Raw genomic sequence first — 19,817 nt, 5'->3', positions numbered from 1 at the left:
GGATGGACAGGCCCCCGGTCTTCGCGCGCCCGAAGAGGGGTTGAGAAACACCCAGGGGACAAAAACGGTCGTTAAGAAGTTATTAAGGTCTGACCGGCGGAGGCCAAAGTCATTCGACCTCGGGAGACCAGCAATTCAGAGGCTTTGTCGCGCAACGGCGCTGCCTATGATGAAGGAGAAACGAATACCAAACGGCGGCGAAATCACGCCGATACGCTATTTTCTGTTCCAAGGTGGATCGTATAACCAAATGAGAACACGCTCTACGGCGGACACACGTGCCGGTTCATCTATTTGTAGCCACCGAACATGAACGGTTTTCTTCATGTGCTCACGCCTCAACTGACGGTCAGGAAATTTCACAAGGTAGGCTCGCTGAATAGCGTGACCATCGTCTCCAGAAAGGTGTTTGCTCAGAAGCCTATCTCGGAGCCCCTTTTTTCCTTTCGCTTCGCCGACATACATAACTTCGTCGCCCTCCAAGAGCATATAAACACCCTTAACGTCCGGGGGGCTAGCCAGTCCCAATAGAACGGGTGCCGCTAAAAGTATCTTGGTGACGTCGTCACGGACCAATAGGAGCGCGTCGTCGAGGATCATGTTGTCACGATTGTCTGTAGGGTTTGAACCGCTCCGGGTTTGCCGGAGGCCATTTGGTTTAAGTTATGCCGCCATGGCGGGTTGTTCCAGCATGGCGTAGTAGCGTTGCTCGGCTTCGGCTGGCGGGATGTTGCCGATGGGCTCGAGGAGCCGTCGGTTGTTGAACCAGTCGACCCATTCCAGCGTCGCGAACTCGACGGCCTCGAAGCTACGCCATGGCCCGCGCCGGTGGATCACCTCAGCCTTGTAGAGGCCGTTGATGGTTTCGGCGAGAGCATTGTCATAGGAATCTCCGACGCTGCCGACAGAAGGCTCCACGCCTGCTTCAGCCAGGCGCTCGGTGTATTTGATAGAGACATATTGGCTGCCCCTGTCGCTGTGGTGCACGAGCCCGCCGCGATGGACCGGCCGTCGATCATGCAGTGCCTGCTCCAGCGCATCGAGCACGAAGCCGGCATGCGCCGTGCGCGAGGCTCGCCAGTTCCTGCGGGCATAGGCGTCGATCACAAAGGCGACGTAGACAAAGCCGGTCCAGGTCGCGACATAGGTGAAGTCGGAGAGCCAAAGGACGTTCGGCCTTGGCGCCTTGAACTGGCGGTTGACGTGATCCAGCGGGCATGGCGCGGCTTTGTCGCTGATCGTGGTCTTGACCGGTTTGCCGCGAATAACCCCTTGCAAACCCATGTCCCGCATCAGTCGCGACACCGTGCAACATCGAAGCCTTCGCGCTTGAGCTGCCGCCAGACCTTGCGCACGCCGTAGACGGAGAAGTTCTCATCGAACACGCGCCGAACCTCGATCTTCAGCCTGACATCCTGCCTGGCGCGCGCCGACAGTTTGACGGGATCGCGCCGCTTGGCCACATGAGCGTGGTAGGTCGAGGGGGCGATCGGCAGAACCTTGCAGATCGGCTCGACCCCATGCGCCCCACGATGATCGTCGATGAAGGCGATCATGGCTTGGACCGGCGGTCGAGCTCCGCCGTCGCAAAATAAGCGCTTGCCTTGCGCAGGATCTCGTTGGCTTGCCGAAGCTCGCGGTTCTCACGTTCGAGCGCCTTCAGCTTCTCGGCCATATCGGTCGGAACGCCGGCCCGCTGCCCACTGTCGATCTCCGCCTTCTTGACCCAGTCATGCAGCGTCTGCGGCGTGCAGCCGATCTTGGTCGCAATAGAGGTCACCGCCGCCCAGCGCGACGGATGCTCGCTGGCGTGATCCAGAACCATCCGAACCGCTCGGGCCCGGACCTCAGGTGAAAACTTGTTCGTCGTCTTGCTTGTCATGGCTCCATCCTCTCAGGAGTTGGAGCCTCCGGCAAACCCGGAGCGGTTCAATCCACGATTTGTCGGCCAGACCTTAAACCGATCTTCGTGCTTTGAGCAAAACGGCTCAGCATTCTTTACCAGCGGCTCCAGCCTCAACGCCGGTTGCAATGCCTGAACAACCATCAATTCCGCATGAAGCGCGTCAAGAAGTAATTGCAACGTGGTCAATCGTTGCTGACCATCGATTACGGTCCGCTCCTGCATCTGGCCTGTTTGCTTCTGCATTTGCTGCAAGACAACAGCGCCAAGAAAATGGGGGTGATGCTTTCCGGTCGGCTGCTTCAGCACTCTCTCCGCAATCCGCGCAACGTCGTTCCAAAGCGGCTCCCATTGATTTTCTTCGTTCCAAACATACGGGCGCTGAAACAGAGGAACGACAAATCGCTGGGGTTGCATAAAGACCATTTGGGGGGTGCGGACTTGCGTTTCCATGAGCATTTACCTCAAACGTCAACCGAAGCTTAGGGATTGAAAGCCCTGTCTCATCATGCTCCCCCGCGGGCAATGTGCACAACCTTTTCGGGCGCCTTTCCACATTGCAATCGACGTGCAATTGATGCTGTTGTCGGGCGTGCAGCACTTCACCCATTTATCAGGTGGCGTGAGGCGCAATACTTGAGGCAGCGGCGCTCAGCAAAGCCGTCCAGTTCTTGGACGATAAGGTGGACATGACAATCCGAGAACGTCATCCTCAAAAGCGGAACCACCCAAATGCCGACTTGGACATGCGTCCACCGGCCTCGAACTGATCGAAGCCGATGTCATCCGCCGCCCCGCCACTGACCCCCGGTATGCGCGTTCTTTGCCGCGATGCGGAATGGCTTGTTACCAGGGTACATAGCGTCGATTTCACCACCGGCTCCCAGATTGCGTTTTGCACCGGCGCGGATGAGATGGTCCGTGGCCATGAGGCCGCCTTCGTCACCGACCTTGACGACGTCACGCCCATCGACCCGCGTGACACAAGGCTGGTCAGGGACAGCAGTCACGGCTTCCAGCGAGCCAAGTTATTCCTTGAGGCCCAGCTACGGCAGATGCCTCTGACGGCGGCTCATCCTGACGTCAATGGCATCGGCGCGTTTCGGCCGCTGCCCTTCCAGGTGAAGGCGGTCGAGAAGGCGCTGCAGCAGATGCGGCCACGCCTGTTGCTTGCCGATGCTGTTGGCTTGGGCAAGACCATTGAGGTCGGGATGATCCTCGCCGAGTTGATGCGTCGAGGCCGCGCGGACAGGATCCTGGTGCTTGCGAAGAAGTCCATGCTGACCCAGTTCCAGGCCGAATTATGGAATCGCTTTGCCATTCCGCTGGTCAGACTCGACTCGGTGGGCCTCGCTCGCTTGCGCCTGCGGATCCCCGCGTCGAAAAACCCTTTCGAGGTCTATCATCGCATCATCATCTCGATGGATACGCTCAAGGACGTTGGCCGTTACCGTCACTTCCTGGAGAATACGCGTTGGGATGTCGTCGTCATCGATGAGGCGCACAACGTCGCGGGCGCGACCAATCCGGAACGGAACTACAGCTACCGGCTCGCCAGGCTGCTGTCGCGCCGGGCCGACAGCATGCTCCTGACCACGGCGACCCCCCATAACGGCAAACGCGAGACCTTCGGCCGGCTGATCTCCCTGCTCGATCCATCGGCGATCCCGGATCCGAAGTTTCAGGAATATTCCGCCGATGATATCAAGCCGTTCTTCCTGATGCGTTTCAAGGAGGACATACGCAATGAAGCCGGTGACGATTTCCGGGATCGCCGGGTTGTTGCTCTGCGCGAAACGGCGAAATCGGCGAGCCCAATGGAAGAGGCCATCTACCAGCGGCTCGCGGCGCTTCGCCACGGCATGGATGAGAGTGATCGGAGCGCGATTCTGCGCTGGGGGCTCTACAAACGCTTCCTCTCCAGCCCGGAAGCCTGTCTGTCGACCGTCGAAAACAGCCTCGCGGGCTTGCGCCGCAGGCGCGGTGACGAGGCCGATATCGCGGCCTTGGATGGCCTTAAGGATGCGCTGACCGGCGTCTCGATCGAGCAATCGACAAGGTATCAGTTGCTGATCGAGCAGTTGCGCCAAATTGGCTGGGACGGCGGCGCAGCGAGTCCCCGCGTGCTGCTGTTTACGGAGAGCACGGTCACCCAATCGGCGCTCGCCCAGGCGTTGGCCGAGAGCTTCGATCTGCCCTGGTCCGCCAAGCACGAAGATCAGCCGGACCAGGTCATGGCCACGATCCACGGCGGTATGGCGGACGTCTGGCTCGCCAAGACCATCGAAGCGTTCGGGACTGGCAACGCGGCGATACGCCTGCTGATCGCCACCGACGTGGCGTCCGAAGGCGTCAATCTGCATCACCAGTGTTGGCACATTATTCACTATGATCTGCCGTGGTCGATCATCACGCTGATTCAGCGCAATGGCCGGATCGATCGATTCGGCCAGCACCATGTGCCGGAAATCCGCTATCTGATGGTGCTGACGGAGGTGGGCGAGTTGAAGGGCGATCAGGCCATCTTCGGCCGACTTGTCGAGAAGGTCGAGGAAATCAATCGAACCGCGCGCAGTGGCGAGAGTGTACTGAAGCTCTATGATGCCGAGCGTGAGGAGGAATTTGTCGCCGAGAACGGCCTGCTGGGCGGTAACAAGGATATACTCGACCCACCGGAAGCCGATCGCCCGGAGTCGTCGGCTGTCGAGGACATGCTGCGGCAGGCATCGGAGCAGGCCATGGCGGAGCTGGCTGATCTCTTCGATGATGATGACGAAGTTTCGATACGAGAGCCGGCAGAGAAAATCGGGGATACGTCGAGGGTCCGCCTCTACGACAACGTTCGATTCCTCGAGGAAGCCTTCTCGCTGCTGAGCCAGATGTCGGGCGATGGGTCCTTTCACCCAATCGAAAAGACACTGCGCCAGTTCCTGCTCACCCCGCCGTCCGACCTGAGGCGCCGCCTGGGTGCGCCGGAAGCGGGGCGCGACATTGTGTTCGGCGCTACCGCTATCCCCGAGGAAGCCTGGCCTGAGGACGGGCGTCTTCGTCTCACTACCGATCCAGACCGGGTCGATACTGCGATCCGCGCGGCGCGGGCGCTGCGGGGCCAATGGAGCGACGAGTTGCTGCTGACTGAGCTTCATCCCGTCATGCGCTGGCTGTCCGAACGGCTGATGATGCTGATGCCGCGCGGCGAGGCGCCTATGATTGCCTCGCCCTATCTGCCCGACGGCGAAATGTGCTTCTGCTTTATCGGTCAGGTCAGTTCCCGAGCCGGCACACCGCTCATCGCGGATGCTCACGCCGTGTTCATTGCGAAGGGCGGACGGATTGACTTGCTGCCGTTGAAGGAGGCCCTGGAAAGGGCGCGTTTCGATGATCTTGCCGATACCGGCCGGCGCGGGACCATGCCAGAGCCGCTGCTCAAGGGCTTTGTTGCAGCTGCGGTCAATCAGAGCCTGGATCGAATGCAGACGCGCAAGCAGGAGCGTCAGACCGAGCTACGACCGCTGCTGGAAAAAGAGGAATCGAGACTGAAGAACTGGTTCGTCCGGCGCCGTGATCGGATCAATGATCAACTGGCCGATCTGAGCCCGACCAGCCAGCAGGCCATCCGTGCTCGCCAGTCGCTCGAAGAAGCCGAAAAATATGTTCGGGACCGCAACCTGAACTGGAGACTTGCGCATTTTGAGGCTGCAGACCAGCCGACGACCCGGCTCATTCTGGCTATCGAGGGGGTCCGCTGATGCCGCTCGACACTGCGATCAACAATATCGGCGAATATTATGCCGCCCACTATCTTGAAGCCCAGTTTGCCAAGGATATCGCCGATCCACTGAAGGCTTGGCGCGACCTCGGATCGCGGTCGGTGCCAAGGCGCCTGCAGGCCTTGGGCGACACCTACTTCAAGGCAAAGTCTCAGGCACTGGATCATGACATCACGACGCACCGGTCGAATGCCGAAGAGCCGGAGCTTGCGGGCTGGCATGATACGCTGCTGCGCTCGCTAGGCTATGAGGCTGCTCCCGCTCAGCTGCTCCTTGCCGCGGAAAAGGCCCTTCTGCCAATTCTGGCGCAGGTTTCGCGCTATGGAAAGCCGTGGCTGGTAGTGATGGAGACGCCTTTCTGCCTGCCAGAGGCTGCGCTTCCGTCGGACTGGAATACCGAGGATCCTCTCGAAGAGGCGGTGCCCGCTCTCACCGCTCCCGACGGCACGCAAAGCCTTGAAGCATCGTGGGGCGAAGCCGTCGGCCGCTTGCTGCGGGAAGAGGATAGCCCCCGATGGGTGATGCTGCTCTCGGGCTCGACCATCCATCTGTTCGACCGCAATACTTTTGCGCAAGGCCGTTGGGTCAGCTTCGATCTCGACGACGCCTTTGGACGCAAGGAGACCCCCGCCTTTGATGCGATGGCCGCACTGCTCTCAAAGGACACTTTGTGCCCTGACGGCGAAAATGCGACGGTCCTGCACGACACGCTCGAAAGCCAGAGTCACAAGTTCACCCATGGAGTTTCGACCAAGCTGCAGGGAGCCGTCCGGCGCGCAATCGAAGAGGTCTGCAATGGCTGGGTCGACAGCCGGCGCGCCAAGAAGCTCTCCTACACCCGCCTCGCCGAAGCGGAGCCCGCCTTGCCCAATGGCGAGCGGGACATCACTGCCGAGCACCTGCGGCACGAGGCGCTGGTGTTCGTCTATCGGATTCTGTTTTGCCTCTATGCCGAGGCGCGAGGCGGCGAACTCGGTGTTCTTCCGATCAACGACGATATCTATCGCCTCGGCTACAGCCTGGAGGCCCTGCGCGACCTGGCCGATTCTGGCGAGATGCCGGTGGGAGCCGAAAACGGCACCTATTACCACGCCCACCTGAAGCGGCTGTTTTCGCTGATCCACAAGGGCTTTGAGCCCATTCGCGTGCCCGCGACCGCCGACGCGGCCGAACCTTGGGTGCCGGTAAAGCCGGAGCAACTAGCCTTGTTTGGTGGCGCGCCGGCAAAGCCGCAACAGCTGCGTCTCGATCAGGTCGGCCGCAAGGTGATCGAAAACAGGGCGGGGACGACTGACGCCTTCATCATCCGCCCCCTGACGGCGACCCTGTTCGATCCTTCGGCCACGCCGCTGCTCGACCGCGCCGATCTGCCGAACCTCCGATTGCAGCGGGTCATCCGCGCGCTGAGCCTCGGCGCCGATGAGAAAGGCAGGTCGATCGGACGAATCAACTATGCGGAGCTCGGCATCGTCCAGCTCGGCGCGGTCTATGAAGGCCTGCTGTCCTATTCGGGCTTCTTCGCTCGCGAGAACCTGATCCAGGTCCATCGCTCGCTCGATAAGACTGGTGCGCGGGGCGCGGCGATCGATTCCGAGATTGACGAAACCGATGCCGAGCCGGACTCGGACGAAGACGAGGCGGAAGACGGGGATGAGGACGCCGCAGACACCTCGAACGGTTCTACCGATGGTATCAAGCTCATCTTCGACGACGACGTTCCAACGGATGTTCAGACCTGGTTTGTGCCCGAGACCCGAGCGGCTGACTTCGTGCCCGGCGAGATCGTGGTCGAGCGGCGTACCCGCGGCCCGCGGATCTATCCGAGGGGCGGGTTCATCCTACACTTGAACGGCATGGATCGAGTCAATTCCGCCTCCTACTACACGCCGGAGGTACTGACCCGCACGTTGGTGCGCGAGGTCCTGAACGAACGGTTGAAGGGTTTGGACCCGGAGGATGCCGACAGCATCCTTTCGCTGACGATCTGCGAGCCGGCGATGGGCTCGGCCGCTTTCATCAACGAGATGTGCGACCAGCTCGCCCGTGAATATCTACGCCTGAAGCAGGCACAGACCAGTCTAATCATCGAGCCTGGGCGTTACGAGGATGAGCTGCGGCGCACCAAACACTTCATCGCTACGCGCAACGTCTACGGCGTCGATCTCAATCCGACTGCGGTGGAGCTGGGTGGCCTGTCCTTGTGGCTTGGCAGCATGCACCGGTTGCTGATTCGTAAAGGCGAGGGCGCGGAGCCAGACCGCTACCGTGTCGGCGCTGTGCCTTGGTTCGGCCTGCGGCTGCGCGCCGGCAATAGCCTGATCGGCGCGCGCCGCGCGGTGTGGACCAGCGACCAATTGCGTGACGGCGAGCATCTCGGCAAGAGCGCGGCGGCCCCGCGCACGCTGAAACCGGGTGAGCCGCGCCAGGACAACGAGATCTACCATTTCCTGGTCTGGGGACAGGACATGGTGCCGGCGTGTCGGGACAAGCTGATGAAGCAGTTCTGGCCCGACGAATGCAAAGTCGGGAACGACTGGAACAGCAAGCAAGTCAGGAAGAAATGGTCGGAGTCGGAGATCGCCGCCGGCAAGGCGATCAGCCGCACGATCGACGAATTGTGGGAACGCTATGCGCGTGATCGCGCCCAAGCGCTCGAACGCACCGCTTGCACCGCGACCGTGTGGCCAGAGCCGGCTGGTAGCGATGAAGCGTTCAAAGCGGGACCGACGCTGGAGCAGCAGGAGGAGATCCGCCGGACGCTAGAGAGAAGATCGGGGGCGTTCCAGCGGTTGAAGCTCATCATGGATACGTGGTGCGCGTTCTATTTCTGGCCGATCGAGCGGTCGGGCGATCTCCCTGACCGGCTTGCGTGGCTCGCCGCGTTGAAGATCCTCACCGGCACTGAGATTGGTACGCCTGAAGCGAGGGCGATGCTCGCCATCCACTTAGGCTTAGAAGCCGAATTGGAGGCGTTGTTTGCCGCCGCGCAGGACGAATTGCCGGACGTCGAGCAACTTTGTGAGGCCATGCCCGGTCTACTCATAGGGCGGCGGGCCGCGGACAAGCAGCATTTCCATCATTGGGAACTGGTGTTTACGGAGCTGCTGGGGCCTACAGTAGCGGCTTTGCCAGCTCCGCATGGTATCGACCTGCTCGTGGGAAATCCGCCTTGGATCCGGGTAGATTGGAGCAGCGCACCCCTGCTGAACGAACTGGACCCTTCGCTTGGCGTTCGCGGAGCTAAAAGCGCCGAATATCACCGTGCGCTTCCAAATCAAATGCAAGCAACTGATAAACGCGCGATCTATCGTTGCGCATTCGAGCAGGGTGAAGGAGTTTCAGCCTTCCTCAACGATCGAACGCTGTATCCACACCTCACTGGAATTAGGACCAATCTCTACAAGAACTTTCTTGAAAGGAGCTGGGATCTCCTAGCCGAGAGCGGAATCGCGGGTTTGCTTCATCCAGAGGGAGTGTTCGATGATCCGAAGGGGGGCGTATTCCGTGAGGCCTACTACCGACGGCTAGTCGCGCACTATCAATTCAAAAACGAACTAGCGTTGTTCCAAGATGTGCATCACCACATGAACTTCAGCATAAATTTGTATCGAGGTCGCCCTCAGGCGATCCGATTCAACGCCGTCTTCAATTTGTATGACCCAGTAACATTGGAGCGTTGCCGCACCTCAGCGCGCCTTGGCACTCCCTTGCCGGGGATCAAGTCCGACGAGGGAAAGTGGGAGACAGGCGGACACGTCGATCGAATTATACCTGTGACAGAAGAGGGGCTTAGCCGACTCGTCCGACTCTTTGAGGATGAGGGGAGCGAGCCCGCGCGGGCAAAGCTCCCGCAAATCCACGGAGTATCTATTCTTTCGGTTTTGGAGAAGGTCAGCCGTACCGAGACCCGCCTTGGATCGATCGATGGCTCGTACTTCCCAACACAAATGCTCAATGAATCCAACTCCCAGAGAGACGGGATCATCACTCGGACGGAGCGGCCGACGCACCAACCGACCTCAATTGAGGACTTGGTAGTGTCGGGGCCTCTTGTTGGTGTCGGTCACCCGTGGGCCAAAACGGCGCGAACGACCTCTGTCAAGCGAGGAAGCTACGACGAGTTGGACTTGACGGCGTTGCCGGATGATTTCTTGCCACGTACCGTCTATCGTCCAGGTAACGCCGATGGTGACTTAACTGAGTTTCGGAGATCTATCGACGAGTGGCCTCGACCAAGTCTGCCAGGTTATTGGCCCGTTCCCGATTCTGAACGTGATCTTTGGGAAGAACTGTGCGGTGAGCCACTTCGTTATTTTGGATGCGATCGGTCATTGCCCGGAGCGTCAACGGCACGGCAGTTCGTTCACTTTGACGTAGCTGAAGGTCCAATTCTTGACGCCATCGAGTGGCTTCAGAAAACCGAGGCTCGAACAAGGTCCCCAGAGTTTATCAGTAGGTTCGAGAACGTTAGACTGGTGCAAGGGGCCGTACCGCGCGATACGCGCAGGCTCCCGAAACCACTGACCGCCTATTTTCGATATTGCAACAGAGAAATGGCGCACGTCGGCAATGTCAGAACTGTCTTTGGAACAATTATCCCACCAGGAACGACTCATATTCACACGGTGATCTCCATCACCATGGATCAGGAAGAGCTCCTTATCCCATTTTCTGCCGTGACCTTCTCTATACCACTTGATTTCGTCGTTCGAGTCATGGGCAAAGGGCACGTCAATGAAGGTCTTTTGAAGCATTTTCCCATCGTTGAAGGCCGGTACAAGGACCCGCTGACGGCTCGCGCGCTTCGGCTCGTGTGCGTGACTGACCACTACGCTAGTCTGTGGGAGCGCAATATTCGTGACGCTAAGCGGACCGAAAGATGGGCTTGCGATGACCCCCGGTTGGTGCAAGAGCAAGAGCTGCCGTGGACTGAGCTGCCTGTCCGATGGGAGCGCCGCTGCGCGTTTAGGAGCGACTTCGCCCGCCGCCAAGCGCTGTTGGAAATCGACGTGCTGGTAGCGCAGGCTCTGCACCTGACGCTCGACGAACTGCTGACGATCTATCGTGTGCAGTTCCCGGTGATGCGGCAGTACGAAAACGCGGACGAGTACGACGCCAAGGGCCGACATCTGCCCAACACTGTGCGCAAGGACCCGGGCGCCAAGGAGTTGCGCGAGGCACGCAAGTCTCATGACGACTCCGGCCCGCTCACCGTGTCCTGGAAAATCGACAACGGCCTTGCCACCGTCACCAAGACCTTTCATCCGCCCTTCACCAAAGTGGACCGAGAGGATGACTACCGTCGCGCTTGGGCAAGTTTCGCCGCCCGCTACGGCGCCCACTGAGAGAGGCCGGCCCCATGCTCCCCGCCACCCTCGCCCAGGACGTCAAGCGCCAGATCCGGCATTACCTGGAGGCGACTTTCAATTTCCGCCGCTGCGACGAGGAAACCGCGCTCAGCGCCTTCATCAACGATCCCGAAAACGGACTGTTCAAAGGGCCGTGGGTGCAACTGCGCCGGCCGTACCGGCCGGCGCACGAAAGCTACGATCCGGCGGAGCACTTCGATATCCGGCCTGATTTCCATCCATTTCGCCATCAATGGCAGGCGTGGCAGCGCCTTTCCTCCAAGGGACACGATCCGGAAAGCACGATCGTTACGACCGGCACCGGCTCGGGCAAGACCGAGTGCTTCCTGTTCCCGCTACTCGACCACTGCTTGCGCTCGGTCAAGCGGAGCGAGAAGGGCGTCAAGGCGATCATCCTCTATCCGATGAACGCGCTGGCTGCCGATCAGGCCGGACGATTCGCCAACGAAGTTTTTTCGCGAGCAGAATTGCATATCGGTGCCGGAAACGATCGCAAAGCGCTGGTCAGGATCGGGCTCTATACCGGGCGCAGCAGATCCGGCGAGAGCGGCGGGGAAGACCCAACCTCGGTCAAGGCGATGCGGGCCGAGGGCGATACTTACTTTCACATCACCGACCACGATGCCATGCAGGAAGATCCGCCGGACATCCTGCTGACCAACTACAAGATGCTGGATTATCTGCTGCTGCGCCCGAAGGATCAGCGCATCTGGCGTTTTAATGAGCCCGGCCGTTTACGCTTCCTGGTGCTCGACGAGCTGCACACCTATGACGGGGCGCAGGGCGCCGACGTCGCCTGCCTGGTTCGTCGCATCAAGGCGCGGCTGGATGTGCCGGAAGGTGGGCTCTGCTGCGTCGGTACCAGCGCCACCATCGCCGGCGGGCGTGAGGAGGAGGAGATGGATCCCCTCCAACGGCTGGCTGATTTCGCCGGCATCCTGTTCCAGGAATCCTTCACGCCGGCGATGATCGTCAACGAGGATAACAACCGTCTCGACATCGCAGCGATGGTCGTACCGGAACCGGAGGCGCCAGAGACGTTTCCGTCGGCAGCAGATTGCACGCCGCGCGACGACGAGACCGCGGCTGCGTTTGCCCAACGGGTCGCGCCACTTTGGGGCGCCCCCGAATTTCCGCTCTTGGTCGGCAATCCCTGGCTCGATTGCAAGATTCAACGGCCGGCGCCGGAAAAATACTGGGGGCTTGCCGTTGGCGACTGGCTTCGACGTCAAGAACTCTTCAAGGCGCTGCTCGAGATTACGGCCACGCCGGTATTGACCTGGGACGCGCTGATCGAGGAGCTGTCAGCGCGGTTCTACGTTCTGAGGGCGGTCGGCGACCATGAAGCCCGCAGCCAGGTTGTTGGCGCCTTCTTCGCTCTGGTGGCCCAGGCACGCGATCTGCGCAGCGGGCGAGCGCTGCCGAAGGTGCCGACCCATGTTCAGATCTGGGTGCGGGAGCTACGCCGGCTCGGACGCTACGTCCAGGATGCGCCGAAGTTCGGCTGGATCGACGAGAAGCGGGTCGGCAGTCCGATCCTGCCCGTCGCCCACTGCTCGGAGTGCGGCGAGTCGGTCTGGGTAGCTCTCTCGGATTCCGACATGGACAATCAGATCCGCGCAAAGGGCGTGAATGGCTTTCAGCTGATCGATGACGCCAGCCGGATTTATCAGGGCTGGGGATTCGAAGGTTCTTCGCAATCGCCGAACATGGTCGTGCTGAGTCCGTGGCAAACCGATGACGAGGTTTCGTCGGGACCCGATCAGCTGCCGCTGCCGACAACCCATTGGTATTTGGCGCCGGACAGTCTGGTGGTTCGCGAGGGGCCCGGCAATTGTCCGTTGACCGAAGCGAGAACCTTTCGGGTCAAGGTTAGCCGCGAAACTCGCCGGCAGGACAACGGCAAGGTTGTTGGCCAGGTTCGGTGCCCACATTGCGAGATGCGGGGCACCCTGATGTTCATTGGCAGCCGGGCGGCGACGGTTTCCAGCGTCGCGATCGACGAAATGTTCGGGTCGGTTCTCAACAGTGATCCAAAGCTGCTAGCCTTTACCGATAGTGTGCAGGACGCCAGCCACCGGGCGGGCTTTTTCTCGGCGCGGACCTATCACTTCACGTTCCGCACCGCGCTTCAGCGCATCATCGATGATGCCGGCTCCGCTGGTGTACCGCTGACAGAGGTCGGCGACCGTCTGCTTGCCTATTGGTCGGTGGAAGCGCCCGGACGGCCGGGCGTCCCGCTGGAAGCGTTGGCGACCCTGATGCCGCCGGACCTACATGAATATGGTCCTTACCTGGCGTTTCGCGAGAATGCCGACAAGGCAACGCCCATCCCCGAACCGCTCCGCAGCGAGATCGCCGAGCGCCTGACATGGGAGGCGATCAGCGAGTTCGGCTTGATGCTCACCCACGGTCGCACTCTGGAATTGAACGGCAGTTCGTGCGTCGCGTGGAACCTCGACGTCATCGATGCTATTGCCGGCCGCCTCGTGGCGCGACTGCCTGGCATCGACACCGCATTCGAGGGCGTCGACGGCGACCAGCTGCGGCTGTGGATCCTCGGCATTCTGCATCGGCAGCGCACCCGGGGAGGCTTTGCTCATACCTTCGTCAACGCATATGTCCGCTCCGGGCTGTGGGGCAAGCGATCGAGAAAGAAGATTGTCGAAGGGCGAGAGGTCTACCCGCCACACGGGCGATACACGCCGCGGCTGATCGCTACCGGCAGCAACCCCCGACACGACCATATGCTGGCGGTCACCCGCACCGGCACGCAGGATCCCTGGAATATTGTGTGGGCGCGACGTGCCCTCGGCCAGGGCAGCCTGCGGCTGCATGGCGTGTCTGATGCTGCGATCGCGGACCTGACCCGTGCTTTTCTGAAGGAGGGGGTGGAGGCCGGTCTCCTGGAACTGCTGCATCGCGATGGTGATAAGGACTACTTTGCGATCTCGCCGAATGCTGCGCGGCTTCAGGCCGATGGCCGTCCCCTAGTCTGTGACCACAGTGGTCACTTCATGTTGCGGCCGATGCGCGAGGCCGAAATATGGATGGGGGCATCCAGTTTGGCTTACGGCTCGCGGCGCGGACACTATGCCGAGGCGCCCTTCACCGATCGTCAGACCTATTACCGGCGACGGTATCGCAAGGGCGCGTTGCGCCGAGTGTTCGCCCGAGAACACACCGGGCTTCTGACCACCGAGGAACGGGAGGATCTGGAACGGCGGTTCAATGGAGGCGTCCATGCGGACGATCCCAACGTCATCACAGCTACCTCGACCCTGGAAATGGGTATCGATATCGGCGACCTCTCGACCACGATGCTGTGCTCAGTCCCGCCGACCACAGCGAGCTATCTTCAACGCATCGGCCGGGCAGGACGAAGCACCGGCACCGCGCTGGTGGTTTCTGTGGTCAACCAGCGACCACATGACCTGTTCTTCTTCGCCCGACCGGAGGAGATGCTGGCTGGCAAGATCGAGCCGCCGGGGTGCTGGCTCGACGCCAGCGCTATGCTGGTTCGCCAGTATCTGGCCTACTGCTTTGACAGCGCGGTCAAGGATCGGGTCATCTCCGAACTTCCTTCCAGCGGAAAACAGCTCGACGAGCAGCTTCAGACGGATAGCGGTCCGATCATCGACCTCCTGGCGTGGATGGTGATGAAAGAAGCCGCCTTACAAGATGGATTCCTCGCGCGGTTTGGCCCCGAAGTAGTCAGGCCGGATACCCGCCTACGCTTTCGGGCGGAGGCGGACACCATGCGGCTCCACCTGCGAATCCGTGGTGCCGCATCCGATTTCGGTGATCAGCTCAGAAGTATCGACACGGCGCGTCGGCGTCTGACCGATCAGAAGAAGGAGTTGGTGGGAGCCGATGATCAGGCCGGGCTCCGCGAGATCGAGCGCGAATTGCGCATCCTCAAAGCACGAACGCTTGCGCTAAACCGCACCTCGGCGTTGGAGGTGCTCACCGAGCAAGGATTGCTGCCGAATTACGCCTTCCCGGAGCGCGGCGTACGACTGACGGGTGCTGTCCACAACGAGCACCAGGGCGAAGAGGACGCCACGATCTCCATCGACATCACCCGGGCGGCCGCCGTCGCCATTCGGGAGCTGGCGCCCCGGAACATCTTTTATACACACGGGCATCAATTCGAGATCCAGCAGCTCTCGCTTGGCAATCAGTCGCAGCCGCTGACGCAGGAATGGGGAGTTTGCGGGAAGTGCGGCCATATGCGGCTGGTCGAGGACATGGAGAAGCCCGAGGCCAAGCCGGCCTGCCCGCAATGCGGCTACGACAGGCAGCAGCAATCGCAACTGGACCGGGCGCAACGTAAGACGTTCCTCGATTTCTCCCGATCCGGTGCTATTTCCTACATGGAATACTACGATAGTCTGTCCGGGGATCGGGCCGAAGAGCGCGATCAGCGCTATTATCGGCTGGTCTATAGCTTCGATCAGACAGCCGGTGGTTACAAAGGAGCCGTGGGCACGGAGGACGAGCCGTTCGGACTGGAATTCCGCAGCTCGATGATCCTGCGCCAGGTCAATACCGGACTTGCCGAGACGCCGCAGGGATTTCATTTCGGCGTGGAGCAGAAGGTGCCGGAGCTCGGCTTCCCGGTATGTCAGGATTGCGGCGTGGCCGCCGACAGCGATGTTACCAAAGACAAGGTCGAGCATCGACGCAGTTGTGCCGGTCGAAAGCGCACCGACAAGGCCTTTCGCGAAGGGCGGACCGAGAATGGATATAAATGGCAGCGCGTCTATCTCTACCGCGAACTCAAATCCGAGGCGATCCGTGTGCTGCTGCCGCCCGACGTCGAATCGGAAGATATCCAGACGCTGCGGGCTTGCCTGTTTCTCGGCCTGCGTCTTCATTTCAGCGGAAACCCCGGCCACCTGCTTATCGAACCGCAGATTTTACCGGACCACAAGCAGGATATCAGGCGCCATTACCTTGTGATCATGGATGCCGTGCCGGGAGGGACGGGCTTTCTGAAATCACTATTCGAGCCAAAACACGCTGGTGAAATCTCGGGTCAAGGCATCATGACCGTGCTGAGCCTGGCGCTCGACGCACTGCAGTCATGCTCCTGCCGCCACATCGGACCGGATGAGGACGACACCGACGGCTGTTATCGCTGCATTCGGGCCTACCGTTTGCAACATCAATCCGAAGAGATTAGCCGAGAACGCGGCATCAAACTGCTGGCAACAATGATTGAGGCCGGCAAAAAGCGAGTCGTGGTTGAGGCACTGGATGATCTCGATGCCACTTCCCTGTTCGGCAGTGTGTTGGAAAAGCGTTTCGTCGAACGCCTGGAAGCGGCCGTTACCGAGAGTCATGGTGAATGGCACAAGGCCTTGGTGAAGGGCACCACGGGATTCCGATTCCGCCTCGGAAAGGATTCCCGATTCTGGGAGGTCCAGCTGCAGCCCAGATTGGCACAGGCCCAGGGAGTCATGACAGCATGCCAGCCCGACTTCATGCTGACGCCTGATGATGCCGATATTCACCCCATCGCGGTCTTCACTGACGGCTTCGAGTTTCATGCCCATCCAGGCCAGCCGACGAGCCGTCTGGCCGACGATGCGGTCAAGCGTCGGTCAGTGCTAGAAAGCGGCACCTACCGGGTGTGGAGCATCACATGGCAGGATCTGCTGGAAGGGCCGCAAGCCGCGTTGAACCTGCTGCATCCAAGAATCCATGCGACCCTCGAACGGAAGATGCAGGCTCTTGGACGGACGGGTCTGTCCTATCCGCCCGTCGCGGAAGCGCTCGGCAACGGATTTGTTCAGCTTGTCGCCTTTTTACGGTCTCCCAATCCGGCCGGATGGCAGCGCCTCGCCAACGAGGCTGGTCTCATCCCGCTGCAGGTGCTGGCCAACAGGGGGGCAAAAGGCGCCACTCCCTCCGATCTGCTCGATCTACACGACCGTTGGCGTGCCGGTTCGGACATCCCAAAGGGTACAGACGACGGCTGGATCGGCGATCTCCTGCACACGACCGTGTTGGCCGAAGGAGACGATTTCCTCGTAGTGGCCAATCAGGGCGACGTTCTCGCGAGCAGCTCCCACAAGGTCATTGGCCGGCTGCGGCTCGGCGACACCGCTGAGGAGCGCGCGTCGGCGCTCTATCTGGAGCGGTGGCGACGATGGCTCGGGCTTGGCAACCTGCTGCAATTTTCCGGCAATGGCCGGTCCTTCACGACGTCCGAGGTTGCTCTCGGCTCGGCACCCGACCTAGAATTCACCGCCACCGATGGTGTCCCCTCGGAATGGGAAGAAGTCTTAGCTGCGTTGCTTCCCTCACTGGTCGCCCTGGCAAAAAAAATGGCAATCGATGGCGTCGCCGTGCCCGAAGTCGAGCATTACCTCGAAGGCGCGCCGGATAATTGCTTCGCCGAAATGGCATGGCCGCTCGCCGGCCATCTCAGCTGTTTACTGGTTGGCGACCAGATGCACTTCAGGAAGCAATGGGAGGATGGCGGCTGGCGCGTCGTTGCGCTTGACGAGGTCCATGGAAAAGGCACGCGCTGGTTGGCGGGTCTGCTGGTTCGTGCCGAGGAGAAGGTCTGATGGCGTCGCTGATGTTGCACCGTGATGTACTGACCGGTTTTGGTCGTCTTCCAGCCAAAGTCCAGAAGAAAGTCAGCGAACTGATTCGGAAGTTCCAGGAGGACAGTACCCAGCGCAGCATTCATCTCGAGAAGATCGAACAGGCGCTCGACGACAAGGTGCGAAGCGCGCGACTTGGCGACGACTGGCGCGCCATCGTCATCGCGCCGGAACGGGGCGATACCTTCCTGCTGATGCATGTCGATCACCACGACGAGGCTTATCGGTGGTGTGCCAATAAGCGCTTCGAAGCCCACGGCTCCCTGGGGATGCTTCAGGTCTTCGATGTTGCGGAAGTCGAGCAGGCAGCTGAGCGCAGTGGGGACGGCAATGGTGCCTTGGCGGACGACAGCCGACGCTACCCATTGGATGAATTGACGGACGACGATCTGTTTCATGCCGGCGTCCCCCGGCCACTGATCCCTGCGGTGCGTGCCATTCGCACGGATGCCGCCTTCGAAGAAGTCGCCCCCTATCTTCCTGAGGAAGCGCAGCAGGTCTTGTTCTGGGTGGCAGTCGGGCGATCGCTCGACGAGGCGCTGAGGGAGACGCTGGGAACCCTGAACGCCGGGGCGGCGCGTCCCGAGAGCCCGGGCGATTTCTCCAAGCTCGATCAGGTCGGCAATTTCAATCTTGTGTTGATCGAAGGGGAAGAGGAGCTGCGCGCTATCCTTGCTGAAGACATCGAAATGTGGCGTGTCTTCCTCCATCCGTATCAGCGCAAGATCGTCGAGTGGAACGCGGCCGGCCCGATCAAGATCAATGGCGCCGCGGGGACCGGAAAGACAGTCGCACTCATGCATCGCGCCGTCTATCTCGCAAAGCGACTGACCGATCCGAAGGACAAGGTTCTCGTCACCACATTCACGACGAACCTTTCGGTAACGATCGAACATCTGATTGCGCAGCTTTCGCCGGAGGCCGCCAAGCGCATTGAGGTGACCAATCTGCATCAGCTCGCGCGTACTATCTGCCTGCGGTCAGAATGGCGCGGACGGATTGCGGACGACCAGGAACTCGGCGAAATTTGGGACGCGACGCTGCCGCCGGCATCGGAGACGGACGAGTTCGACCGGCAGTTCGTCAAGGAAGAATACGAGAGCGTCGTCGACGCAATGGGGATCGATACCGAAGAGGAGTATCTCACCGTCGTCAGGACCGGACGCCCAAAACTGTCCCGGCAACAGCGTCGGAAGCTGTGGCCGAATTTTCTGGATTTCAATCGCCGACTTCAGAAGAAGGGGCTTCTAACCTTCGAGGGGACAATTCACCAGGCCCGCATGATTGTCGAGAACGCCCGAGGTGAGAACGCAGGACTTCCAAAGTACCGGCACGTTCTCGTCGACGAGCTGCAGGACTTCGGCCTCGAAGGCCTGCGCCTGATTGCGGCGTTGAGCCGACAGGGTGAGACGGCGAACAACCCTCTGTTCATGGTCGGGGACGGACACCAGAGGATCAATCGGAAAATTCCGATCCCGCTGTCACGCGCCGGTATCAACGTCGTGGGTCGGTCGCGTCGCCTTAAGATCAATTATCGCACGAGCGCGCAGATACGGGCCTGGGCGCAGTCGCTGCTCGCAGGGATTGACATCGATGATCTGGACGGTGGCAAGGCCGACACGACGGGCGACCGCTCGGTCTTCAAGGGGCCCGAACCCAGCGCCCGCAGGGCGACCAGCATCGAACAAGCAGCCAGCTTGATCGCCGACTGGGCGTCCGAGCTGATCGAAAAAGAGGAGTTGGGATCCCACGAAATCTGCGTCGCGCCGGTACGCGACGCGGTGAAATCGGCACTGGCCGCCAAAGGGATCGGCTTCCTCGAGCTTGAGGCGCGGCGCGTTGATCCCGGCAAGGCCGAACCTGGCGTACGTCTCGGTTCGATCCGTCGCATTAAGGGCCTGGAATTCAAAGCCGTTGCCATGATCATTGACCAATCGGACGATCATTCGAGCAGGCTGGAGAGATACGTGGCGGCGACACGGGCGCGCCAACGACTGCTAATAATCGAACTTTCCACGGCTGAAGCAACTGCTCCAGGTACGGCCCTGAAGAGTGCCGCGGACGGACGCGCTTGAGCGAGGCCCCAGTTCGTTTGCCGCGAAATCTCTCCGCGAAGGATCGGCGGGCCCGATTCGGATGCACCGCGAGGCGTCCG

5 protein-coding genes, 1 pseudogene and 1 other annotated feature are annotated in these 19,817 nt (G+C 60.6%); of the genes and pseudogenes, 4 read left to right on the top strand and 2 right to left on the bottom strand.

What is annotated here, in order from left to right:
• Window positions 1-663: 663 nt before the first annotated feature.
• A pseudogene (locus UB31_RS35630) lies at window positions 664-1,882 on the bottom strand (IS3 family transposase).
• Window positions 1,482-1,598 (bottom strand) — a sequence feature (AL1L pseudoknot). (Overlaps the previous pseudogene by 117 nt.)
• Window positions 1,883-1,894: 12 nt before the next feature.
• On the bottom strand, window positions 1,895-2,356 hold the full coding sequence (locus UB31_RS35620; protein ID WP_197090894.1) for a DUF262 domain-containing protein: 462 nt from the start codon (window positions 2,354-2,356) through the stop codon (window positions 1,895-1,897).
• A 326-nt stretch (window positions 2,357-2,682) separates the two neighbouring features.
• Between UB31_RS35620 and UB31_RS35615 the strand changes: the two genes are divergently transcribed.
• Genes UB31_RS35615 through UB31_RS35600 form a run of 4 tightly spaced genes read left to right on the top strand, consistent with a single transcriptional unit; the run spans window position 2,683 to window position 19,737 of the window.
• Entirely contained in the window at window positions 2,683-5,652 is a 2,970-nt protein-coding gene (locus UB31_RS35615) for an SNF2-related protein (protein ID WP_197090893.1), read from the top strand.
• A complete protein-coding gene (locus tag UB31_RS35610) occupies window positions 5,652-11,018 on the top strand; it encodes a DNA methyltransferase family protein (protein WP_050044914.1) in 5,367 nt (1,788 codons plus the stop codon). The genes UB31_RS35615 and UB31_RS35610 overlap by 1 nt, the downstream gene beginning before the upstream one ends.
• Before the next feature lie 14 nt (window positions 11,019-11,032).
• Window positions 11,033-17,623, top strand: coding sequence for a DEAD/DEAH box helicase family protein (locus tag UB31_RS35605; protein WP_045014233.1), 6,591 nt, complete (start codon window positions 11,033-11,035; stop codon window positions 17,621-17,623).
• A complete protein-coding gene (locus UB31_RS35600) occupies window positions 17,623-19,737 on the top strand; it encodes a UvrD-helicase domain-containing protein (protein WP_045014232.1) in 2,115 nt (704 codons plus the stop codon). Before UB31_RS35605 ends, UB31_RS35600 begins: the two co-directional genes overlap by 1 nt.
• The last annotated feature ends 80 nt before the right edge of the window (window positions 19,738-19,817 follow it).

The sequence above is a fragment of the Bradyrhizobium sp. LTSP849 genome (assembly GCF_000938255.1).
Taxonomy (GTDB): Bacteria; Pseudomonadota; Alphaproteobacteria; order Rhizobiales; family Xanthobacteraceae; genus Bradyrhizobium.
This window is presented reverse-complemented; position numbering and strand designations above follow the sequence as displayed.

Excerpts from the sequence above, each read along its gene's own strand:
- UB31_RS35620 (WP_197090894.1), bottom strand. The coding sequence starts at position 2,356 with ATGGAAACGCAAGTCCGCACCCCCCAAATGGTCTTTATGCAACCCCAG.
- UB31_RS35615 (WP_197090893.1), top strand. The coding sequence starts at position 2,683 with ATGTCATCCGCCGCCCCGCCACTGACCCCCGGTATGCGCGTTCTTTGC.
- UB31_RS35610 (WP_050044914.1), top strand. The coding sequence starts at position 5,652 with ATGCCGCTCGACACTGCGATCAACAATATCGGCGAATATTATGCCGCC.
- UB31_RS35605 (WP_045014233.1), top strand. The coding sequence starts at position 11,033 with ATGCTCCCCGCCACCCTCGCCCAGGACGTCAAGCGCCAGATCCGGCAT.
- UB31_RS35600 (WP_045014232.1), top strand. The coding sequence starts at position 17,623 with ATGGCGTCGCTGATGTTGCACCGTGATGTACTGACCGGTTTTGGTCGT.